Here is a 14622-nt window from a genome sequence, read left to right on the forward strand (position 1 = left end):
GTCAAGCCTTTCCTTCCAGCCGGACCCGCGGATCCAGAAGGGTATAACAGATATCGATGATGAAATTGAGGACGACGAAGAGCAGCACCATCATCATCAGGTAGGCGACGATGACCGGGCGATCGAGAAGGTTGATCGAGTCGATGATGAGCTTGCCCATGCCGGGCCAGGCAAAGATGCTTTCGGTGACGACCGAAAAGGCGATCAGTGAGCCGAACTCGAGACCGATGATGGTCACCACCGGGATCATCAGGTTCTTGAGAACGTGCACGGAAATGATCCGCCGCTCTCGCAATCCCTTGGCGCGGGCAAACTTCACATAGTCCTGGGGAAGGACCTCCTGCACGCCGGCGCGGGTCAGCCGAAGAATGAGCGACGTCTTGAACAGAGCCAGGTTGAAGGCCGGCAATAGAAGATGCCTGATGCCGTCCCCGGTCAGAAACGACCATTGTGCGCCAAGCAGCTCCTGCGTTGGGCCGCGGCCATTTGTCGGCAACCAGCCGAGCTCGACGGAAAACACCATGATCAGCATGAGACCGACCCAGAAGGTCGGAAGCGAGAACCCCAGAATTGAGCCGCTCATGATCAGCTTGGAGGAGATCCGATTGGGGTAGAGCCCTGCATACAGCCCAAGCGGCAGGCCGAACAGCAGCGCGATGCCGAGAGCCGTGATCGCCAGTTCGAGCGTCGCCGGGAGACGTTCGAGGATCAGACCCAGCGCCGGTCGCCCATAAACGAAGCTGTTGCCGAAGTCCCCGTGCAGAAGTCCCTGGAGAAACAGCAGATACTGTTTCCACAGCGGCTGATCCAGACCGTAATGCGCGATAACGAGCGCCCGCTCCGCCTGATTGGCGTCCGGGTTGATGAGGATGTCGACCGGGTTGCCGATCACATTGACGCCGATGAAGACAATGATCGTCATCGCGACAACGACGAACAGCGCCTGTATCAACCGCCTGATAATGGATGTGACCATTCAACCTCTCCCTACAGCGCCGCACGTCTTTTCGAGAGCCGCAGAGGACGCTGTAACACTTTGAATCGACGTCTTTGTTTTACGCATGTCGTTATCGCAAAACCGCTGCGCACTTTTGCGCGACATGCTTTAGGTGACGGAGATCGCCATCCCGTCGCGTTGCGGATCGGCCGCGCCTTTCGAGATGCCGCCGTCAATCTTAATCGCGTGGACTGCGGCGAACGCATATGTCTGCGGCGACCGCGCCACCTGGTAGCCCTGCGCCCGCAACTCGTCTTCGACAGAGTGTCGAATGCGATTGCAGATGTCGATCGTGTTTGACACCCCTACGATCCTCGGCGCCGAGACGGCTTCGAGCACGGACATGTCGAAATCGATCATGTTCATCAGGCATTGCGCAACGGCGGGCGCGATATAGCTGCCGCCAGGCGCTCCGATGACGATGCTGGGCTCATCGCCCCTGAAGACGATCGTCGGTGCCGCCGAGCTGGGACGCCGCTTGCCGGGCGCGATGGAGCCGGGCTTGCCCGGAAGCGGATTAAAGCGGCTCATCGTGCCATTATACATGAAGCCGAGGCCGTCGGTGATCGCACCCGAGGGACTGCCGAGAGTGTGGGTCATCGCGACGGCATTACCGTCCTTGTCGATCACCGAGATGTGGGTGGTGTCGCGCTGCGAGGTATCAAGACGCGAAACACTTGCGATCTCGCCCGCCTTGATCGCGCCAGCATGCGCCTTTGCATGCTCTTTCGACAGCAGCTTTTCATAGGGCACGTCGACATAGGCGGGATCGCCCATATGCGCGTCCTTATCGATCGTCATCCGCTTCATGGCTTCGAACAGGATGCGGACATGATCGGCACTGCCATGCTGCAGCGAGCCGACGTCGAACTGCTCCATGATATGCAGAAGTTCCAGCATCGGGAAGCCCGAGCCTGGCGGAGGCGAGGTGGCGATGCGGTTGTCGCGGTAGTCGCCCCAAACCGGCTCTACCTTCGACAATTCGTAACGCGCCAGATCCTTCCGATCGATCAGGCCGCCATTTGCCCTGAAATCGCTAGCGATCTGCTCGGCCAGTTCGCCGTGATAGAAGATGTCCGAGCCGCCGCTTCGCGCGATACGTTCGAGGGTCTCTGCCATGTCCTTGTTGACGAGCAGGTCGCCGACATTCTTGATCGTGCCGTCATCGTGGAAATAGGTTCTCCGGCCCGTTTCAGAAAAGCGCAGCTTGTCGAGCGTGTTGGCAAAACCGTCGTTCGACTGGTCCTTGGCCCAATACCAGTGCATATGGTTTCGGATAATGAAACCGTTACGGGCAAGGCGGATAGCCGGCTTGATGAGATCGGCCCAATCGAAGGTGCCGTAGTCGCGCAGCGCGGTCTCATAGCCCTTGAGCGAGCCGGGGGTGCAGACGGCAAGGTAGCCGATATCGGAAATATTGCCTTCAAGCACATAGCCGAAGCCGTCGCGGCTTTGGTGCTTGATCTTGTCGAGCCACATGTCCGGCGCAGCCTTCAACGGCGCGCGCGCATAAAATTCGAGGATCTCGTGCACGCCCTTTTTCGGCATGTAGACATGCATGGAGCCGAAGCCGCCGATGCCGGCCATCTGCGGGTCGACCACGCCCTGGACGAAAGCACAGGCGAGTGCTGCGTCGATGGCATTGCCGCCGCGTTCGAGAACTTCCGCGCCGGCTTCGACTGCCTCCGGCTGAGGCGCCACGATCGTTGCATTTCTCATTTCGCGCGACGCTCCTCCAGCACCTTTGACAGGAAGGCCTTGACGTGGCCCAGAACTTTCATCCGGTCGTGAGAGACGCCTGGAACACGATCGAACGTCACATCGACACCCACTTTGCGGAATGAGCTCGCCAGGGCGGCGAGGCGCTCCGGTCGCGTTTTGCCGGCGTCGTTTGCGCCGTCCATATAATATTTGCCGCCCGGTTTATGGGTGATTTCCCAGGTCTCCAGATCGGCATCGCCGACGATCATGTGCACCGGCACCTTGGCGAGATCTTCGGGCCGGAAGGCCTTGCCGAAGCGCGCTTCCAGATCCCGAATGCCGACCCACCAGTCACGCGTCGGATCCAGAAGGGTGACGGAACCAGGTGCGCCGATCGATGCCGCCCAGAGCTTTTCCGGATGCAGGATGGTGAAACGATGCACGAAATGCCCGCCGCCGGAGAAGCCGAACATGGCGAATTTGGACCAGTCCTGGAGGTATTTGTCGGCCATCTCCGCGACCATGGCGAGGACGACACGATCGTAGCGGATGTCGCCTTCCTCTAGAAACTTGTAGCCGGAACGCGCACCATCGCCGAGAACGCCAACCGGGAAGATCGGGCAAAGGATGGCGCAATCGTTGTAGAGCCCGAATTCGGCAAAACCGTCGCGGAAGTCGATGGCCGACGTGCGCCCGGTGCCGTGGACCGCGACCAGGAGGTCGAGCTTGCGGCCGTCTGCCGCCGTCGGCGGCACATAAAGCACCATATGGAGGCGGGGATCGGCCTGAGAGGCGAAGATGGCCGTCTGGCCATAGTCATAGATGGCCTTCGCCCGGGCGACGGCTTCGCCCGTTCCAAGTTCCTGCATGAATGTCTCCTGGGAGATGACGAAAGGGACGGCCCTGGTGCGGCCCCATGCTGCTGTTTTAAACCGCGCCACATCGAATGGATCGATGCGACGCACTTCAAGTCTTTATGTGTCCCAAAACCGCTGCACGCTTTTGGACGACATGCATTAGTCCGCCGGCTTCACGTCGTAAGCGAGCGTATATTTGTCGCCGCGCGGGGTGTAGGACACGGTCTTCTTTGCGCCCAGCACGACGTTTTCGTAATGCATCGGCAGGAGCCAGAGGTTGTTGAAGGTCTCGGTCGACAGTTCCTCGAGAAGGGGCGCGCGTTCGGCTTGATCGAGCGTCGAACTGGCCTTGGCCAGCACCTCGTCGATCTTCGGATCGGACACGCCGCCGCCGTTATATCTGCCGGTCCCCTTTTTCTCGTCGCGCGTGGCGACGAGCGCAACAGTCGGATTGGTGGTTTCGCCCGTGTTCACACCCCAGGAGCCGAAATAGGTGCTGTAGGTGCCTTTTGAGTAGGCTTCCGAATACATCGACCAGGGCAGGACCTCGACTTTCGATTTGATGCCGATGCGCGTGAACATCTGGCCGACCGCCTGCAGAACTTCGGCATCCTTGACGTAACGGCCAGAGGGGCCATGCAGGGTCAGGCTGAAGCCATCGGGATAACCGGCCTCAGCCAGAAGCGCCTTGGCGGCGGCGGGATCATAACCCACCTTCTCGACTTTTTCGGAATAGCCCGCATAGCCTTGGGTGACGAACTGGTCGGCCACCGTGCCGTTCTTCTGCATGACGCGGTCGACGATTGCCGGCCGGTTGATCGACATCAGCATTGCACGACGCACCCGTTCATCCTTGAGCGGGTTCTTGTCGAGATCGGAGCCATCCGCAGCCTTCACGAAAGGTGAAACATCGCGGCTGACATCGAGGCCAAGATAAACGAAGCGGGAAGACAGGCCGTTGATGACTTGCAGATTATCGCTCGCTTCCACGCGTGCCATTCCATCGGCAGGAAGGGTTTCGACAATGTCGATCTCGTTGGAGAGAAGCGATGCCAGGCGGGCGCCGTCATCGGGCAGGAAGCGGAGCGTGACGTTCGACCAGTGCGAGGGGCCAGCGAAATAGCTGTCATTGCGCTTCAAGGTCAGGTTGCTGCCTGGCGAATAGGAGACGAAGGAATAGGCCCCGGTTCCGATTGCACACTTGCCGTTGTCGAAATCCTGGACCGGCGCCTCCTTGCAATCGGCGCTGATAATGCGAATTCGGCTGACGGAATTCAGCAGGATCGGATCCGGAACCTTGGTCTCGACGACGATGGTATAGGGATCCGTGGCCGTGACATTGACAATATTGCGGGTGTAGGAAGCAAAGCTCTGGCTGGGCTTGTCGCGGGCACGCAGAAGCGAAGCGATGACGTCATCGGCGTTGAACTCGCTGCCGTCATGGAATTTCACGCCCTTCCGCAGCTTGAATTCCCAGTGGGTCGGGTCGACGACCTTCCATTCGGTGGCGAGTTCCGGGGCATTTGCCGACGTTCCCGTGAGGTTTACGAGGCTGTCCCAGATATGGCGCGAGGTCGCATTGTTTGGCGCGGAACTGTCTTCATGGGGATCCAGCGTCGTCGGCGTCGTCGACATCCCGATCGTCAGCGGGGTTTCCTGTGCGGCGACCATTGCAGGAATAGCGATCGTTCCGAGCAGCCCGATCGCTGCCCGCGTCAATATTTTTGCGGCCATTTCTTCCATCCCGGTTTAGCGTTTTTGGGCCGACCTTGCTTGGTCGGTACGAGCGGGTTCCCGTCCACTCTTGACACAAATTGGTAAGGGGGCCTCAAGGGGGCTGTCAAACGGAAAACAAGCGCGTTACGATAGACGTAACTTGAAACTATGCCAATCCTTCAGCCTTGACCGCGGAGAAACTTCTAGTCCCATGGACAAAAGACAATCATCAAAAAGCGATATCGTGCAATCTGTTGATGTCTGCATCGACGTATTGCTGAATGTCGCCAAAAACCCGGATATCAGACTGACCGAGGTGGCGCAGAACCTTGAGGAAACCAAGCCGAGAATTTTGCGCATGTTACGCACACTGGAACGGCGCGGCCTGGTGCGCAAGAGCGATACGGGCACTTATCGGCTGGGGACGACTGCGATCATTCTCGGGACTGCTGCCTCGACACAGGTTGATCTGGTGCGAATAGCCAATCCTATCCTTGAAGAAGTCGGCCAGAAGGCGAACGAAACCACCCAGCTCAGGATCATCGACAATGGGGAATCCCTGTGCATTGCAAAGTTCGAACCGATGCGCGACTTGCGGGTGCAGGCGATGATCGGTCGAAGGCGGCCGCTCACGGCCGGCTCGTACAAGGTGCTTCTCGCCTATCTCCATCCCCAGGTGCAGTTGCAAATGATCCCCGAGACTTTACCGCGGCTGACCAAGCGCACGATCACGGATCGTGGCAAGCTGGTTGCTGAATTGGATAAAATCCGTCGCCAGGGATTTTGTGTGAGCTATGGTGAAGTCAGCGAGCAACTCGTCTCCGTCTCGGTGCCGGTTCTGGCATTCGACGGATCCGTGATCGCCGCGGTGAATGTCGGCGCCCCGGCATTTCGCACGCAAAAAAGCGATGTCGACCGCTTCATCGTTCTGCTGAAGGAAGCCTCCAGCAAGATATCGGCTCGGCTGGGATGGTAGAGCTTTTCGTTCTGCGCCATCGGGCCTTGTCTCTTCGGTTCGACACCCATCAAGGCGAGCCAACGCAGCTTGTTTCGTGCCAGGCCCGTCCTTTGAGCAAACTCAGGGAAAAAGATCGGGGAGTTCGGAGCGTGCGATGCGTCGCAACCTGACCGCTTCTGCCATGTCTATCGAGCGGTAGGGAAACCGCAAACGGGTGCCCGCGGGTCCCCAATTGCCGATCGCACTCAAAAGCTTGTCGAGAGCGGCGTTCGAATAGCCGAATTCCTGGCGAAACGGGACGATATGCGCGTCCATAAACGTGCAGATGCGTCGCTCCAGATCGAGTGCGGCGTCGATATCGTTTCGCATCGAGACCGTCCAGGTCTGAGCACCGCGGGGACTGAGGCAGGCCACGTTGGAAAAGGAGCCTGCTGCCACACCTTCCTTGGTGCCGGTTGCGAGATGATGGCCTGGGACGAAGAGCGAAAGCCCGGACAGATGCCGGCGTGCCTCGGCATACCAGGAGGCGTCGCCATCGGCGAGCTTGATGCCGATCACCTCAGGCACTGCCGCGCAGACCATGCCGAGTTCCCTTGGTGCCAGCGCGCGTTTTGCATGCGGCGGATTGTAGAGGATGAGCGGAATTCCGTCGGCAACCTCGGCCACTCGTTTCAGGTAGTCGACCGCTTCGGCATCGTTGAGCGGCCACCAGTCCGGCAATATGACCTGAATCGCGCGGGGATCGAGCGCGGCGGCGCGGCGGACGCGATTGAGCATGATCAGCGGGTCGGGCTGGCAGGCGCCGATCACGAATGGCGTTGAAGATGCCTTGCAGCGTTCGGCCAGCATTGCCTGGATCCTGGCGAACTCCGCCTCCGTCTGATTGTGGAATTCGCCGGCAGTGCCGTTCGAATAGATACCATCGACGCCGGCATCGATGAGGATGTCGATCTCTTCGCCGAGCTTGTCGAATTCGATGCTGTCATCGGCCGCGATCGGTAGAAGCAGGCTCGCCCAATTTCCGCTGATGGCGGGATGCGGCGTCTTCGCAGTCATCTGTTTTTCTCCGATGGATGACGGATCAGTTGAGGTCGTCGCGAATGCAGGCCTTGAAGTGGCCGGGCGCGGTTTCCCGCAGTTGCGGAACGGCGCCAGCGCAGGCCTCGAGCGCGCTCGGACAGCGCGTGCGAAAGACGCATCCGCTCGGCGGATTGGCCGGACTTGGAATATCGCCTTTCAGGATCTGCCTGTTGCGGCGGGCATCCGGATCGGGCGATGGAATCGCCGACAGCAGCGCGCGCGTATAGGGATGCTGCGGTCTCGCATAGAGATCGGCACTCGGCGCGATTTCCATGATGCGGCCGAGATAGAGCACGATCACCCGATCGCAGATATATTCGACGACGGCCAGGTCATGCGAGATGAACAGCATGGTCAGGCCAAGCCGCTGCTGCAGTTCGCGCAGCAGGTTGATCACCTGCGCCTGGATCGACACGTCGAGCGCCGAGACCGGCTCATCGGCGACGATGAATTCGGGCGACAAGGTCAACGCACGGGCAATCCCGATGCGTTGGCGCTGGCCACCGGAAAATTCATGCGCGTACCGATTGATCGCATCGGCGGGCAAGTCGACCTGGGCCAACGCCGACTGCGCCCGTTCGAGCCTGTCGCGGGCGGTTCCGATCCCTTGGATCTTCAGACCTTCCGTCAGGATCTCGCCGATCGTCATGCGCGGCGACAGGCTGGCGAAGGGGTCCTGGAAAATATACTGCATGCGCGGCCGTTGCCGTCTGAGCGCGGAGGCGGAAAGTGCCGTGAGTTCCGTCCCGTCGAAACGGACGCTGCCTGACGACGGCTCGACGAGGCGAAGGACAGAACGCCCGATCGTGGTCTTTCCGCTGCCGGATTCGCCGACAAGCCCGACGACTTCACCCTTGCCGATATCGAAGGAGATGCCCTCAAGAATGTTCAGCCGCGTGCCACGGGAGGTATAATGTTTCGAAAGGTCGCGGACGGACAGCAGCGGTGCGCTCATCTAGATCTCCTGCCATCGGATGCAGCGGCTGCGGTGCTGCGGATTGACCTGTTCGAGCGCGGGAACGGCAGCGCGACAGGCTTCGATCGCGAATTTGCAGCGCGGGGAAAAGGCGCAGCCGCTAGGCATGTTCATCAGGCTCGGGACCATGCCGGGAATGGCCGCGAGCTTTTCGCCGGCCAGCTTCATCCGCGCCGCATCGCCAAGGCGCGGCATGGAGGCGAGGAGGCCCATCGTGTAGGGATGCTTCGGATTGCGAAACACTTCGCCGACCGGCCCTTCTTCGACGATCCGGCCGGCATACATCACAGCCACGCGATGGGCGATTTCGGCGACGACGCCGAGATTGTGGGTGACGAAGAGCATGGCCATGCCGCGCTCGCGCTGCAGCTTGAGCAGCAGGTCGAGAATCTGCGCCTGGATCGTCACGTCGAGCGCGGTTGTCGGCTCGTCGGCGATTAGCAGCGCCGGATCACAGGCGAGCGCCATGGCGATCGTCGCGCGCTGGCGCATGCCGCCCGACAGTTCGTGCGGATATTGGCCGGCGCGGCGTCGGGCGTCCGGTATGCCGACGCTTTCAAGCAACGCGACGGCTGCGTTCATCGCCGCCTTGCGGTCGGCACCGCGATGGATGCGGATTGGCTCGGCGATCTGATCGCCGATGGTGAAGACGGGATTGAGGCTCGACATCGGCTCCTGGAATATCATGCCGATGTCGTCGCCCCTGATCCTGCGCATGCTCTCTTCGTCGAGGGAGACGAGATCTCTGACCACGCCGTCGCTGGTCGCGAGGCGGATGCTGCCTGCGGCGATCACGCCGATGTTGCGGGTCAGCAGCCGCATGACCGACAGGCTGGTGACCGACTTGCCGGAGCCGGATTCGCCGACGAGCGCAAGCGTCTCGCCGGCGGCAACAGTCATGTCGATACTGTTGACCGCCGTGATCTCGCCGCCGCGGATGCGGAAGATCGTTCGCAATCCCCTGATGTCGAGTACGGGTTCGGCGGTCTGTCCCATCGGTCGGCTCAGTTCAGCAGGCCGGTAACACGCAGGATCTCGTCGATCCGCGCCGTTTCGGCATCGTTGAGGGATGCACGCGGCCGCGGCATGACAGCGGAATCAATGATGCCGAGGCTGCGCATGGCGGTCTTGAAGGCGCCGATGCCGGCTGCGCCGCCGCTGACCCGGCCCTGCGCGACCCAGACGATTTCGAACAGGCGGCAGAGGCGCTCCTGCTCCTTCCTCGCGGCGACCCAGTCGCCGCGCTGGGCAGCATCCCAAAGGCGGATATAGCCATGCGGATCGACATTGGCGATACCAGGGACAACACCATGGGCGCCCATCAGCAAGGCAGTGTCGACGACGATCTCGGAGCCCGTCATCAGGAAGACGTCTTTTTGTTCGGCAAGATCGAGGAGCGCATAGCGGAAGTTGCCGTCGTCGCCGCTGGAATCCTTGAGGCCGATAATGGCGCCTTCCCTGGCAAGCGTGACCACGGTCTGGCGCTGCAGCTTGACGTGAACGCAGACGGGAATGTCATAGGCGATCAGCGGAATGTCCACCGCGTCTCTGACATAACGGAAGTGGTCGAGGATCTCCGACTGGCTGGTGACCGTATAGAATGGCGCCGTCACCACGACCGCATCGGCGCCGGCGGCCTTTGCGACCTTCGCATGGGCGATGACGCGATCGGTGGTCGGATCGATGACGCCGACGATCAGCGGCACCCGACCATTCACCACCTTGGCGGAATGTTCGATGATTTCCCGCCGAGTCCTTTCGTCATGGAAGATCACCTCGCTGGTCGAGCCGAGCACGAATACGCCATGGCAGCCGGCATCGATCAGATGCTCGAGCACGCGTGTATAGGATGGATAGTCGACGGTGAGATCCGGATTGAGCGGTGTTACGACGGGGGGGACGACACCCTTGAATTTGGTCATTTTCGCTTCTTTCGATTGTCAGTTCAGTTCGGCACGCGGGTCGAAGGCATCTCTGAGGCCATCGCCAATGAAATTGATTGCCAGGACGGCAAGGATGAGCGCGGCGCCGGGGAAGAGCCATTGCCACGGATATTGTTCGAGCACCGCGGTCGAGCGGGCCGCGTTCAGCATGTTGCCCCAGCTTGCCGCCGGCGGGGCGATGCCGAGACCGAGAAAGGATAGCCCCGCCTCGAGCAGGATGGCATTGGCGATCTGAAGCGTTGCATAGACCACGAGGATATCGATCGAGTTCGGCAGGCCGTGGCGAAAGAGCAGATGTCCGATGCCGGCGCCCATGCCGCGGGCGGCCATGACGAAGTCGCGTTCGCGCAATTCCAGCAGCCGCGAGCGGATCATGCGCGCAAGCAGCGGCCAGGAGAGCAGCGAGATGACCAGCACCGTCGGCCAGATGCCGGTGCCGGCAATCGAAGCGAGCACAAGCAGGAAGATGACGGGCGGCAGGGTCATCACCAGATCGACGAAGCGCATCGAGACGGCGTCCGTCCAGCGTCCTGCAAGCGCCGAGATTGCCCCGAAGAGAAAACCGATGACTGCCGAAAGCGCGGTCGATGCGACAGCGACCAGCAGCGAAATCCGGCCGCCCTCGAGCACGCGCGCGAAGACGTCGCGGCCGACGCCGTCGGCTCCGAACCAGTGCGTTGCCGTCGGGCCGCTATTCATGGCCAGAAGATCGATGTCGTTCGGCCGGAAAGCCCACCATAGCGGATAGGAAAGGATCAGCAGCAGCATCGGAATGGCAATGCAGACGCCGGCAACGGCTGCGCGATTGAGCAGAAACCGACTGAAGGCGCGGGCAAGTGGTCCGGGGCTGCGGCGTTCGGAAGAGCGTGCCAGCATGATCAGCCCACCTTGATGCGCGGGTCGACGACCGCATAGGTGATATCGGTCAGAAGATTGACGACGATAACGCAGGCGCCGATGACGAGCGTCGCGCCCATGATGACGGGGTAGTCGCGGGTCTGCACGGCATCGACGAGCAACAGACCCATGCCCGGCCAGTTGAAGACGCTCTCGATGAAGATGGCGCCGCCGATTGCAAGCCCGATGGTGGAGCCGATCAGCGTCACGATCGGAAGAAGCGCATTGCGCAAGGCATGCTTGGTGATGACCCAGAACTCGCGAACGCCCTTGGCGCGGGCCGTGCGCACGTAATCCTGGTTCAGGACTTCGAGCAGCGAAGCGCGCATGTAACGCATGATCAATGCGGCTTGCGCGACAGACAGAAGTGCCGCTGGCAGGATCAGATGGTGGAGGAGGTCGCCGAGCGAGAATTCCTCGCCCGGCGTCAGCATGCCGCCTGATGGCATCCAGTGCAGACGAACGGAGAAAATATAAAGGCCGATCAGCGCGCTGAGGAAGGCCGGGCTGGAAATGCCGGCAAGCGCAATCACCGACAAGGAGAGATCGGCCAGCGAATTGCGGCGGACGGCGCCGATCACCCCGAAGGTGATGCCTGCGACGATGGCAAAGGCAAGTGCGGTGCCCATCAAGAGCACTGTCGGGCCGATCCGTGACAGCACTAAACCCAGAACCGGCTGATCGAGACGCTTGATCGAATAGCCGAGATTGCCCGTCAACGCCTGTTGCAACCAGCCCAGATACTGCGCGGGCAAGGGCTGATCGAGCCCGAGGCTTCTGCGCAGATCGGCAAGGTCTGACGGCGACATCGGCAGGTTCGGATCGATATAGGCATCGATCGGATCGCCGGGTGTCAGGCGCAGCAGCAGGAAGATCAGCATGCTCAGGGCGACGAGCATGCCCATTCCTATGATCAGGCGTCTGAGACTGTATTGGAGCATCGGCAATCCGTCTTATCGAGCCGTCTTGTCAGGGTGGCCGAAGCCACCCTCAAAGCTTTCGCGGAAAACGCCTATTCGGCGATCGACCATTTCTGTGGGTTGGCCTGGTAGGGGCCGCCGCCAGGCGCCGGCGTCCAGACGAAATCCTTCACCTTGGTCGAGACGATGCCGTAGCGGTTTGCCACCCAGAGGGTCGCCCAGGGCAGGTTGGTGTTCATCACCTTGCAGACGTCCTGGTAGGCGGCATCCCGCTTGGTGCTGTCAGGCTCGGCCAGCGCGGTATCGAGCGCCTTGGTGAGGTCAGGCATGCGAACCCTGGCGACATTCGGTCCGGCCGGAGGGATCTGCTTCTCGTTAAGGCCGACATTGATGCTTCCGGCATCCGGCCCGTTCTGCAGCCCGGCATAAACCAACTGGAACTGGGCAATGTCCGGCGTCGCATTGAGCACGATACTGTTATAGGTCGGGGCATCGACGGCGCGCGGGACGATGTTGATGCCGACCTGGGCAAGCATCGCCTGGACTGCGGCAAGCACGTTGGTGGCCAGCGGCGTGGTGTAATAGGTCAGAAGGGTGATCGGCTTGCCGCCATTGATCTGGTCCCAGCCGGCTTCCGTCAGCAGTTGCTTGGCCTCCTCGGGATCATAGGCATAGCTGTCTATGCCCTGGGGTATCAGCTGGTCGGCGACATAGGCGCAATTGGCTGGCTTGGCCGCACCGCCATAGAGGCTCTGGATGATGGCATCGCGATTGATCGCGTACATCACCGCCTGGCGGACGCGCACATCCTTCCAGAGCGGGGATTCGTGGTTGAAGCCGAGATAGTTGACGACGAAAGAGTTGCCTTCGATGACCTGGAAGTCCTTGTTGTCCTTGAAGGTCGGCACGTCGTTGGAATCGACATAGGTGAACTGGATTTCGCCGGATCTCAGCGCAGCGATTGCTGCGGCCGGGTTGGCGAAATAACGATTGATGACACGTTCCAGTGCAGGTTTGCCACCGCGATAATCGGTGTTTGCGGCAAGTTCGACATATTGATCCGAGACGTATTTGGTGAATTTGAACGGACCGGTGCCGATCGGAGCGGTGGACCACCAGGTATTCTTCGCTAATTGGTCGGCCGGAATCGAGGAGAGCGCATGCTCGGGCAGCATCATCACCTTGGTCATCGTGTCGGGAAAACTGCTGCTCGGCGCGCTGAGCTTGATGACAACAGTGTGCTCATCCGGCGTCTCGACCGACGATATGCCCTTCAGCCGGGCAGCGAGCACCGAGCCGGTTTTCGCATCCATAGCAAGGCCCATGGTGAACTTCGCGTCCTTGGCGGTGAACGGTTTGCCGTCATGCCATTTGGCGTCCGTCAGCTTGAACGTGTAGGTCATCTGGTCGGAGCTGACCTCGTAGGAGCTTGCCAGCGCGCCGATAACCTTCTGCAGCTTCTCGTCATAGGCGATCAGCGGTTCGTAGTAGACGCTGAGCCAGGTGAAGCCGGCGGTCGCGGCGAGCGGATTGAAGTTGCCCTGGAAGCCTCCGGGGCCGACATCGAAGCCACCCGACAGCGTGGCTGCCTGAGCCTCAGCTGCTGCGCCCGAAACGACAAGAGCCGGAACGGCAGCCGTCGACAGCAGAGCGCCAAGCGCAATAACGGATAATCTAGACAGTCTTTTCATGTGTTCCTCCCACGTTTGAACTTGTCTTGTTGTTGGCAATCACCCGGGCGATGCCCTCGTAGTGACGATCCAGGCGCCTGCGCGCCTCCTCCAGATCTTTTGCCTCAATCGCATCGACGATCGCGGCATGGTCGCGCCACGTCGCCATCGGATCGGCATTTTCAAGATTGACGAAATCCGATGCCTTGTAGAAGGCGAGCCAGAAGACATCGATCAGCCGCACGAGCGTTTCATTGTCCTGGCAGCGAAACAGCAGTCGGTGGAACAGCTGGTCGTCTTCCGCAAAGGTTTCGCCCCGCTCGGCATGGGCGCGCATCCGATTGACCGTGGCGCGCAGCTCGGCGATGTCCTCCTCGCCGATCACGTCGATCGTTTTGCCGATCAATCCCACTTCCAGCGTACGCCGGATTTCGAGGACCTCCTCGATCTGCCGCAGGGCGCCGCCGAGGCCGTAAGCGAGGTTGTCGAGAAGCGGCTCGAAGGAAAAGGCCTTCACGAAGATGCCGACGCCGCGCCGCGTCTCCAGCACGCCGAGCGATTCCAACGCCTTGATGCCTTCCCTCAGCGAATTGCGGCTGACACCGAGCTGGGTGGCAAGCTCTCCTTCCGCCGGAAGCAGGGTTCCCGGCGCAAGGCCATTGTCGTCGATATAGGCGCGCAGACTTTCCTGCACGGAGACATGCAACAGCGGGGCGCGCGTCAGCGGCTTCATCGATTTCAATGTCATGCCCCGGTCACTTTCCCGCATCGTCGATAAGATGGATGTTACATATCGACTTGTAGGATATCTGTCAAATGGGCAAGCTCGGACGGTCGACACCAAACCGGCTCGAAGCCGTTTAAGGTGTCGTTTTTGGGCACCAGAAGGACAACAGGAACAGCGTAC

At 60.6% G+C, this 14622-nt stretch carries 13 protein-coding genes; 1 reads left to right on the top strand and 12 read right to left on the bottom strand.

Annotated elements, in window-relative coordinates; all coding sequences use genetic code 11:
- Position 1: 1 nt before the first annotated feature.
- The 4 genes from FFM53_RS24950 to FFM53_RS24965 form a co-directional block, all read right to left on the bottom strand.
- Positions 2–976, bottom strand: coding sequence for an ABC transporter permease (locus tag FFM53_RS24950; RefSeq protein ID WP_072641174.1), 975 nt, complete (start codon positions 974–976; stop codon positions 2–4).
- Positions 977–1105: 129 nt separating this feature from the next.
- Positions 1106–2716 carry a gamma-glutamyltransferase gene (ggt, locus tag FFM53_RS24955; RefSeq protein ID WP_138390396.1) on the bottom strand — a complete coding sequence of 537 codons (1611 nt, stop codon included), beginning with the start codon at positions 2714–2716 and terminating at the stop codon, positions 1106–1108.
- On the bottom strand, positions 2713–3567 hold the full coding sequence (locus FFM53_RS24960) for an alpha/beta hydrolase (protein ID WP_138390394.1): 855 nt from the start codon (positions 3565–3567) through the stop codon (positions 2713–2715). The genes ggt and FFM53_RS24960 overlap by 4 nt, the downstream gene beginning before the upstream one ends.
- A 147-nt stretch (positions 3568–3714) precedes the next feature.
- The gene (locus FFM53_RS24965; RefSeq protein WP_138390392.1) at positions 3715–5289 is read right to left on the bottom strand and encodes an ABC transporter substrate-binding protein; all 1575 of its coding nucleotides are present in this window, start codon (positions 5287–5289) and stop codon (positions 3715–3717) included.
- A 193-nt stretch (positions 5290–5482) separates the two neighbouring features.
- On the opposite strand from FFM53_RS24965, the gene FFM53_RS24970 reads away from it, so the two are divergent.
- The gene (locus FFM53_RS24970; RefSeq protein WP_138390390.1) at positions 5483–6247 is read left to right on the top strand and encodes an IclR family transcriptional regulator; all 765 of its coding nucleotides are present in this window, start codon (positions 5483–5485) and stop codon (positions 6245–6247) included.
- 102 nt (positions 6248–6349) lie between these two features.
- Here the strand turns inward: FFM53_RS24970 and FFM53_RS24975 are convergent, their stop codons facing one another.
- The 8 genes from FFM53_RS24975 to FFM53_RS25010 all read right to left on the bottom strand — a co-directional run bounded on the left by FFM53_RS24975 (position 6350) and on the right by FFM53_RS25010 (position 14463).
- Positions 6350–7285, bottom strand: a complete 936-nt coding sequence (locus FFM53_RS24975; protein ID WP_138390388.1) for a dihydrodipicolinate synthase family protein — start codon at positions 7283–7285, stop codon at positions 6350–6352.
- A gap of 25 nt (positions 7286–7310) precedes the next feature.
- Positions 7311–8264, bottom strand: a complete 954-nt coding sequence (locus tag FFM53_RS24980) for an ABC transporter ATP-binding protein (protein ID WP_138390386.1) — start codon at positions 8262–8264, stop codon at positions 7311–7313.
- Positions 8265–9281, bottom strand: coding sequence for an ABC transporter ATP-binding protein (locus FFM53_RS24985; protein ID WP_138390384.1), 1017 nt, complete (start codon positions 9279–9281; stop codon positions 8265–8267).
- Positions 9282–9289: 8 nt separating this feature from the next.
- The gene (locus FFM53_RS24990; protein WP_138390382.1) at positions 9290–10207 is read right to left on the bottom strand and encodes a dihydrodipicolinate synthase family protein; all 918 of its coding nucleotides are present in this window, start codon (positions 10205–10207) and stop codon (positions 9290–9292) included.
- An 18-nt stretch (positions 10208–10225) separates the two neighbouring features.
- Positions 10226–11104, bottom strand: coding sequence for an ABC transporter permease (locus FFM53_RS24995; protein WP_003550548.1), 879 nt, complete (start codon positions 11102–11104; stop codon positions 10226–10228).
- 2 nt (positions 11105–11106) lie between these two features.
- Positions 11107–12066, bottom strand: a complete 960-nt coding sequence (locus tag FFM53_RS25000; protein ID WP_138390380.1) for an ABC transporter permease — start codon at positions 12064–12066, stop codon at positions 11107–11109.
- A gap of 71 nt (positions 12067–12137) precedes the next feature.
- Positions 12138–13736, bottom strand: coding sequence for an ABC transporter substrate-binding protein (locus tag FFM53_RS25005; RefSeq protein ID WP_138390378.1), 1599 nt, complete (start codon positions 13734–13736; stop codon positions 12138–12140).
- Positions 13720–14463 carry a FadR/GntR family transcriptional regulator gene (locus tag FFM53_RS25010; RefSeq protein ID WP_003550551.1) on the bottom strand — a complete coding sequence of 248 codons (744 nt, stop codon included), beginning with the start codon at positions 14461–14463 and terminating at the stop codon, positions 13720–13722. The genes FFM53_RS25005 and FFM53_RS25010 overlap by 17 nt, the downstream gene beginning before the upstream one ends.
- Positions 14464–14622 lie beyond the last annotated feature (159 nt).

Source organism: Rhizobium indicum, from assembly GCF_005862305.2.
Classification (GTDB): Bacteria; Pseudomonadota; Alphaproteobacteria; order Rhizobiales; family Rhizobiaceae; genus Rhizobium; species Rhizobium indicum.

Bases quoted from the DNA above. Each gene is read 5' to 3' on its own strand.
- FFM53_RS24980 (WP_138390386.1), bottom strand. From the start codon at position 8,264: ATGAGCGCACCGCTGCTGTCCGTCCGCGACCTTTCGAAACATTATACC.
- FFM53_RS24990 (WP_138390382.1), bottom strand. From the start codon at position 10,207: ATGACCAAATTCAAGGGTGTCGTCCCCCCCGTCGTAACACCGCTCAAT.
- FFM53_RS24950 (WP_072641174.1), bottom strand. From the start codon at position 976: ATGGTCACATCCATTATCAGGCGGTTGATACAGGCGCTGTTCGTCGTT.
- FFM53_RS24960 (WP_138390394.1), bottom strand. From the start codon at position 3,567: ATGCAGGAACTTGGAACGGGCGAAGCCGTCGCCCGGGCGAAGGCCATC.
- FFM53_RS25000 (WP_138390380.1), bottom strand. From the start codon at position 12,066: ATGCTCCAATACAGTCTCAGACGCCTGATCATAGGAATGGGCATGCTC.
- FFM53_RS25010 (WP_003550551.1), bottom strand. From the start codon at position 14,463: ATGACATTGAAATCGATGAAGCCGCTGACGCGCGCCCCGCTGTTGCAT.
- FFM53_RS24985 (WP_138390384.1), bottom strand. From the start codon at position 9,281: ATGGGACAGACCGCCGAACCCGTACTCGACATCAGGGGATTGCGAACG.
- FFM53_RS24995 (WP_003550548.1), bottom strand. From the start codon at position 11,104: ATGCTGGCACGCTCTTCCGAACGCCGCAGCCCCGGACCACTTGCCCGC.
- FFM53_RS24965 (WP_138390392.1), bottom strand. From the start codon at position 5,289: ATGGCCGCAAAAATATTGACGCGGGCAGCGATCGGGCTGCTCGGAACG.
- FFM53_RS24970 (WP_138390390.1), top strand. From the start codon at position 5,483: ATGGACAAAAGACAATCATCAAAAAGCGATATCGTGCAATCTGTTGAT.
- FFM53_RS25005 (WP_138390378.1), bottom strand. From the start codon at position 13,736: ATGAAAAGACTGTCTAGATTATCCGTTATTGCGCTTGGCGCTCTGCTG.
- ggt (WP_138390396.1), bottom strand. From the start codon at position 2,716: ATGAGAAATGCAACGATCGTGGCGCCTCAGCCGGAGGCAGTCGAAGCC.
- FFM53_RS24975 (WP_138390388.1), bottom strand. From the start codon at position 7,285: ATGACTGCGAAGACGCCGCATCCCGCCATCAGCGGAAATTGGGCGAGC.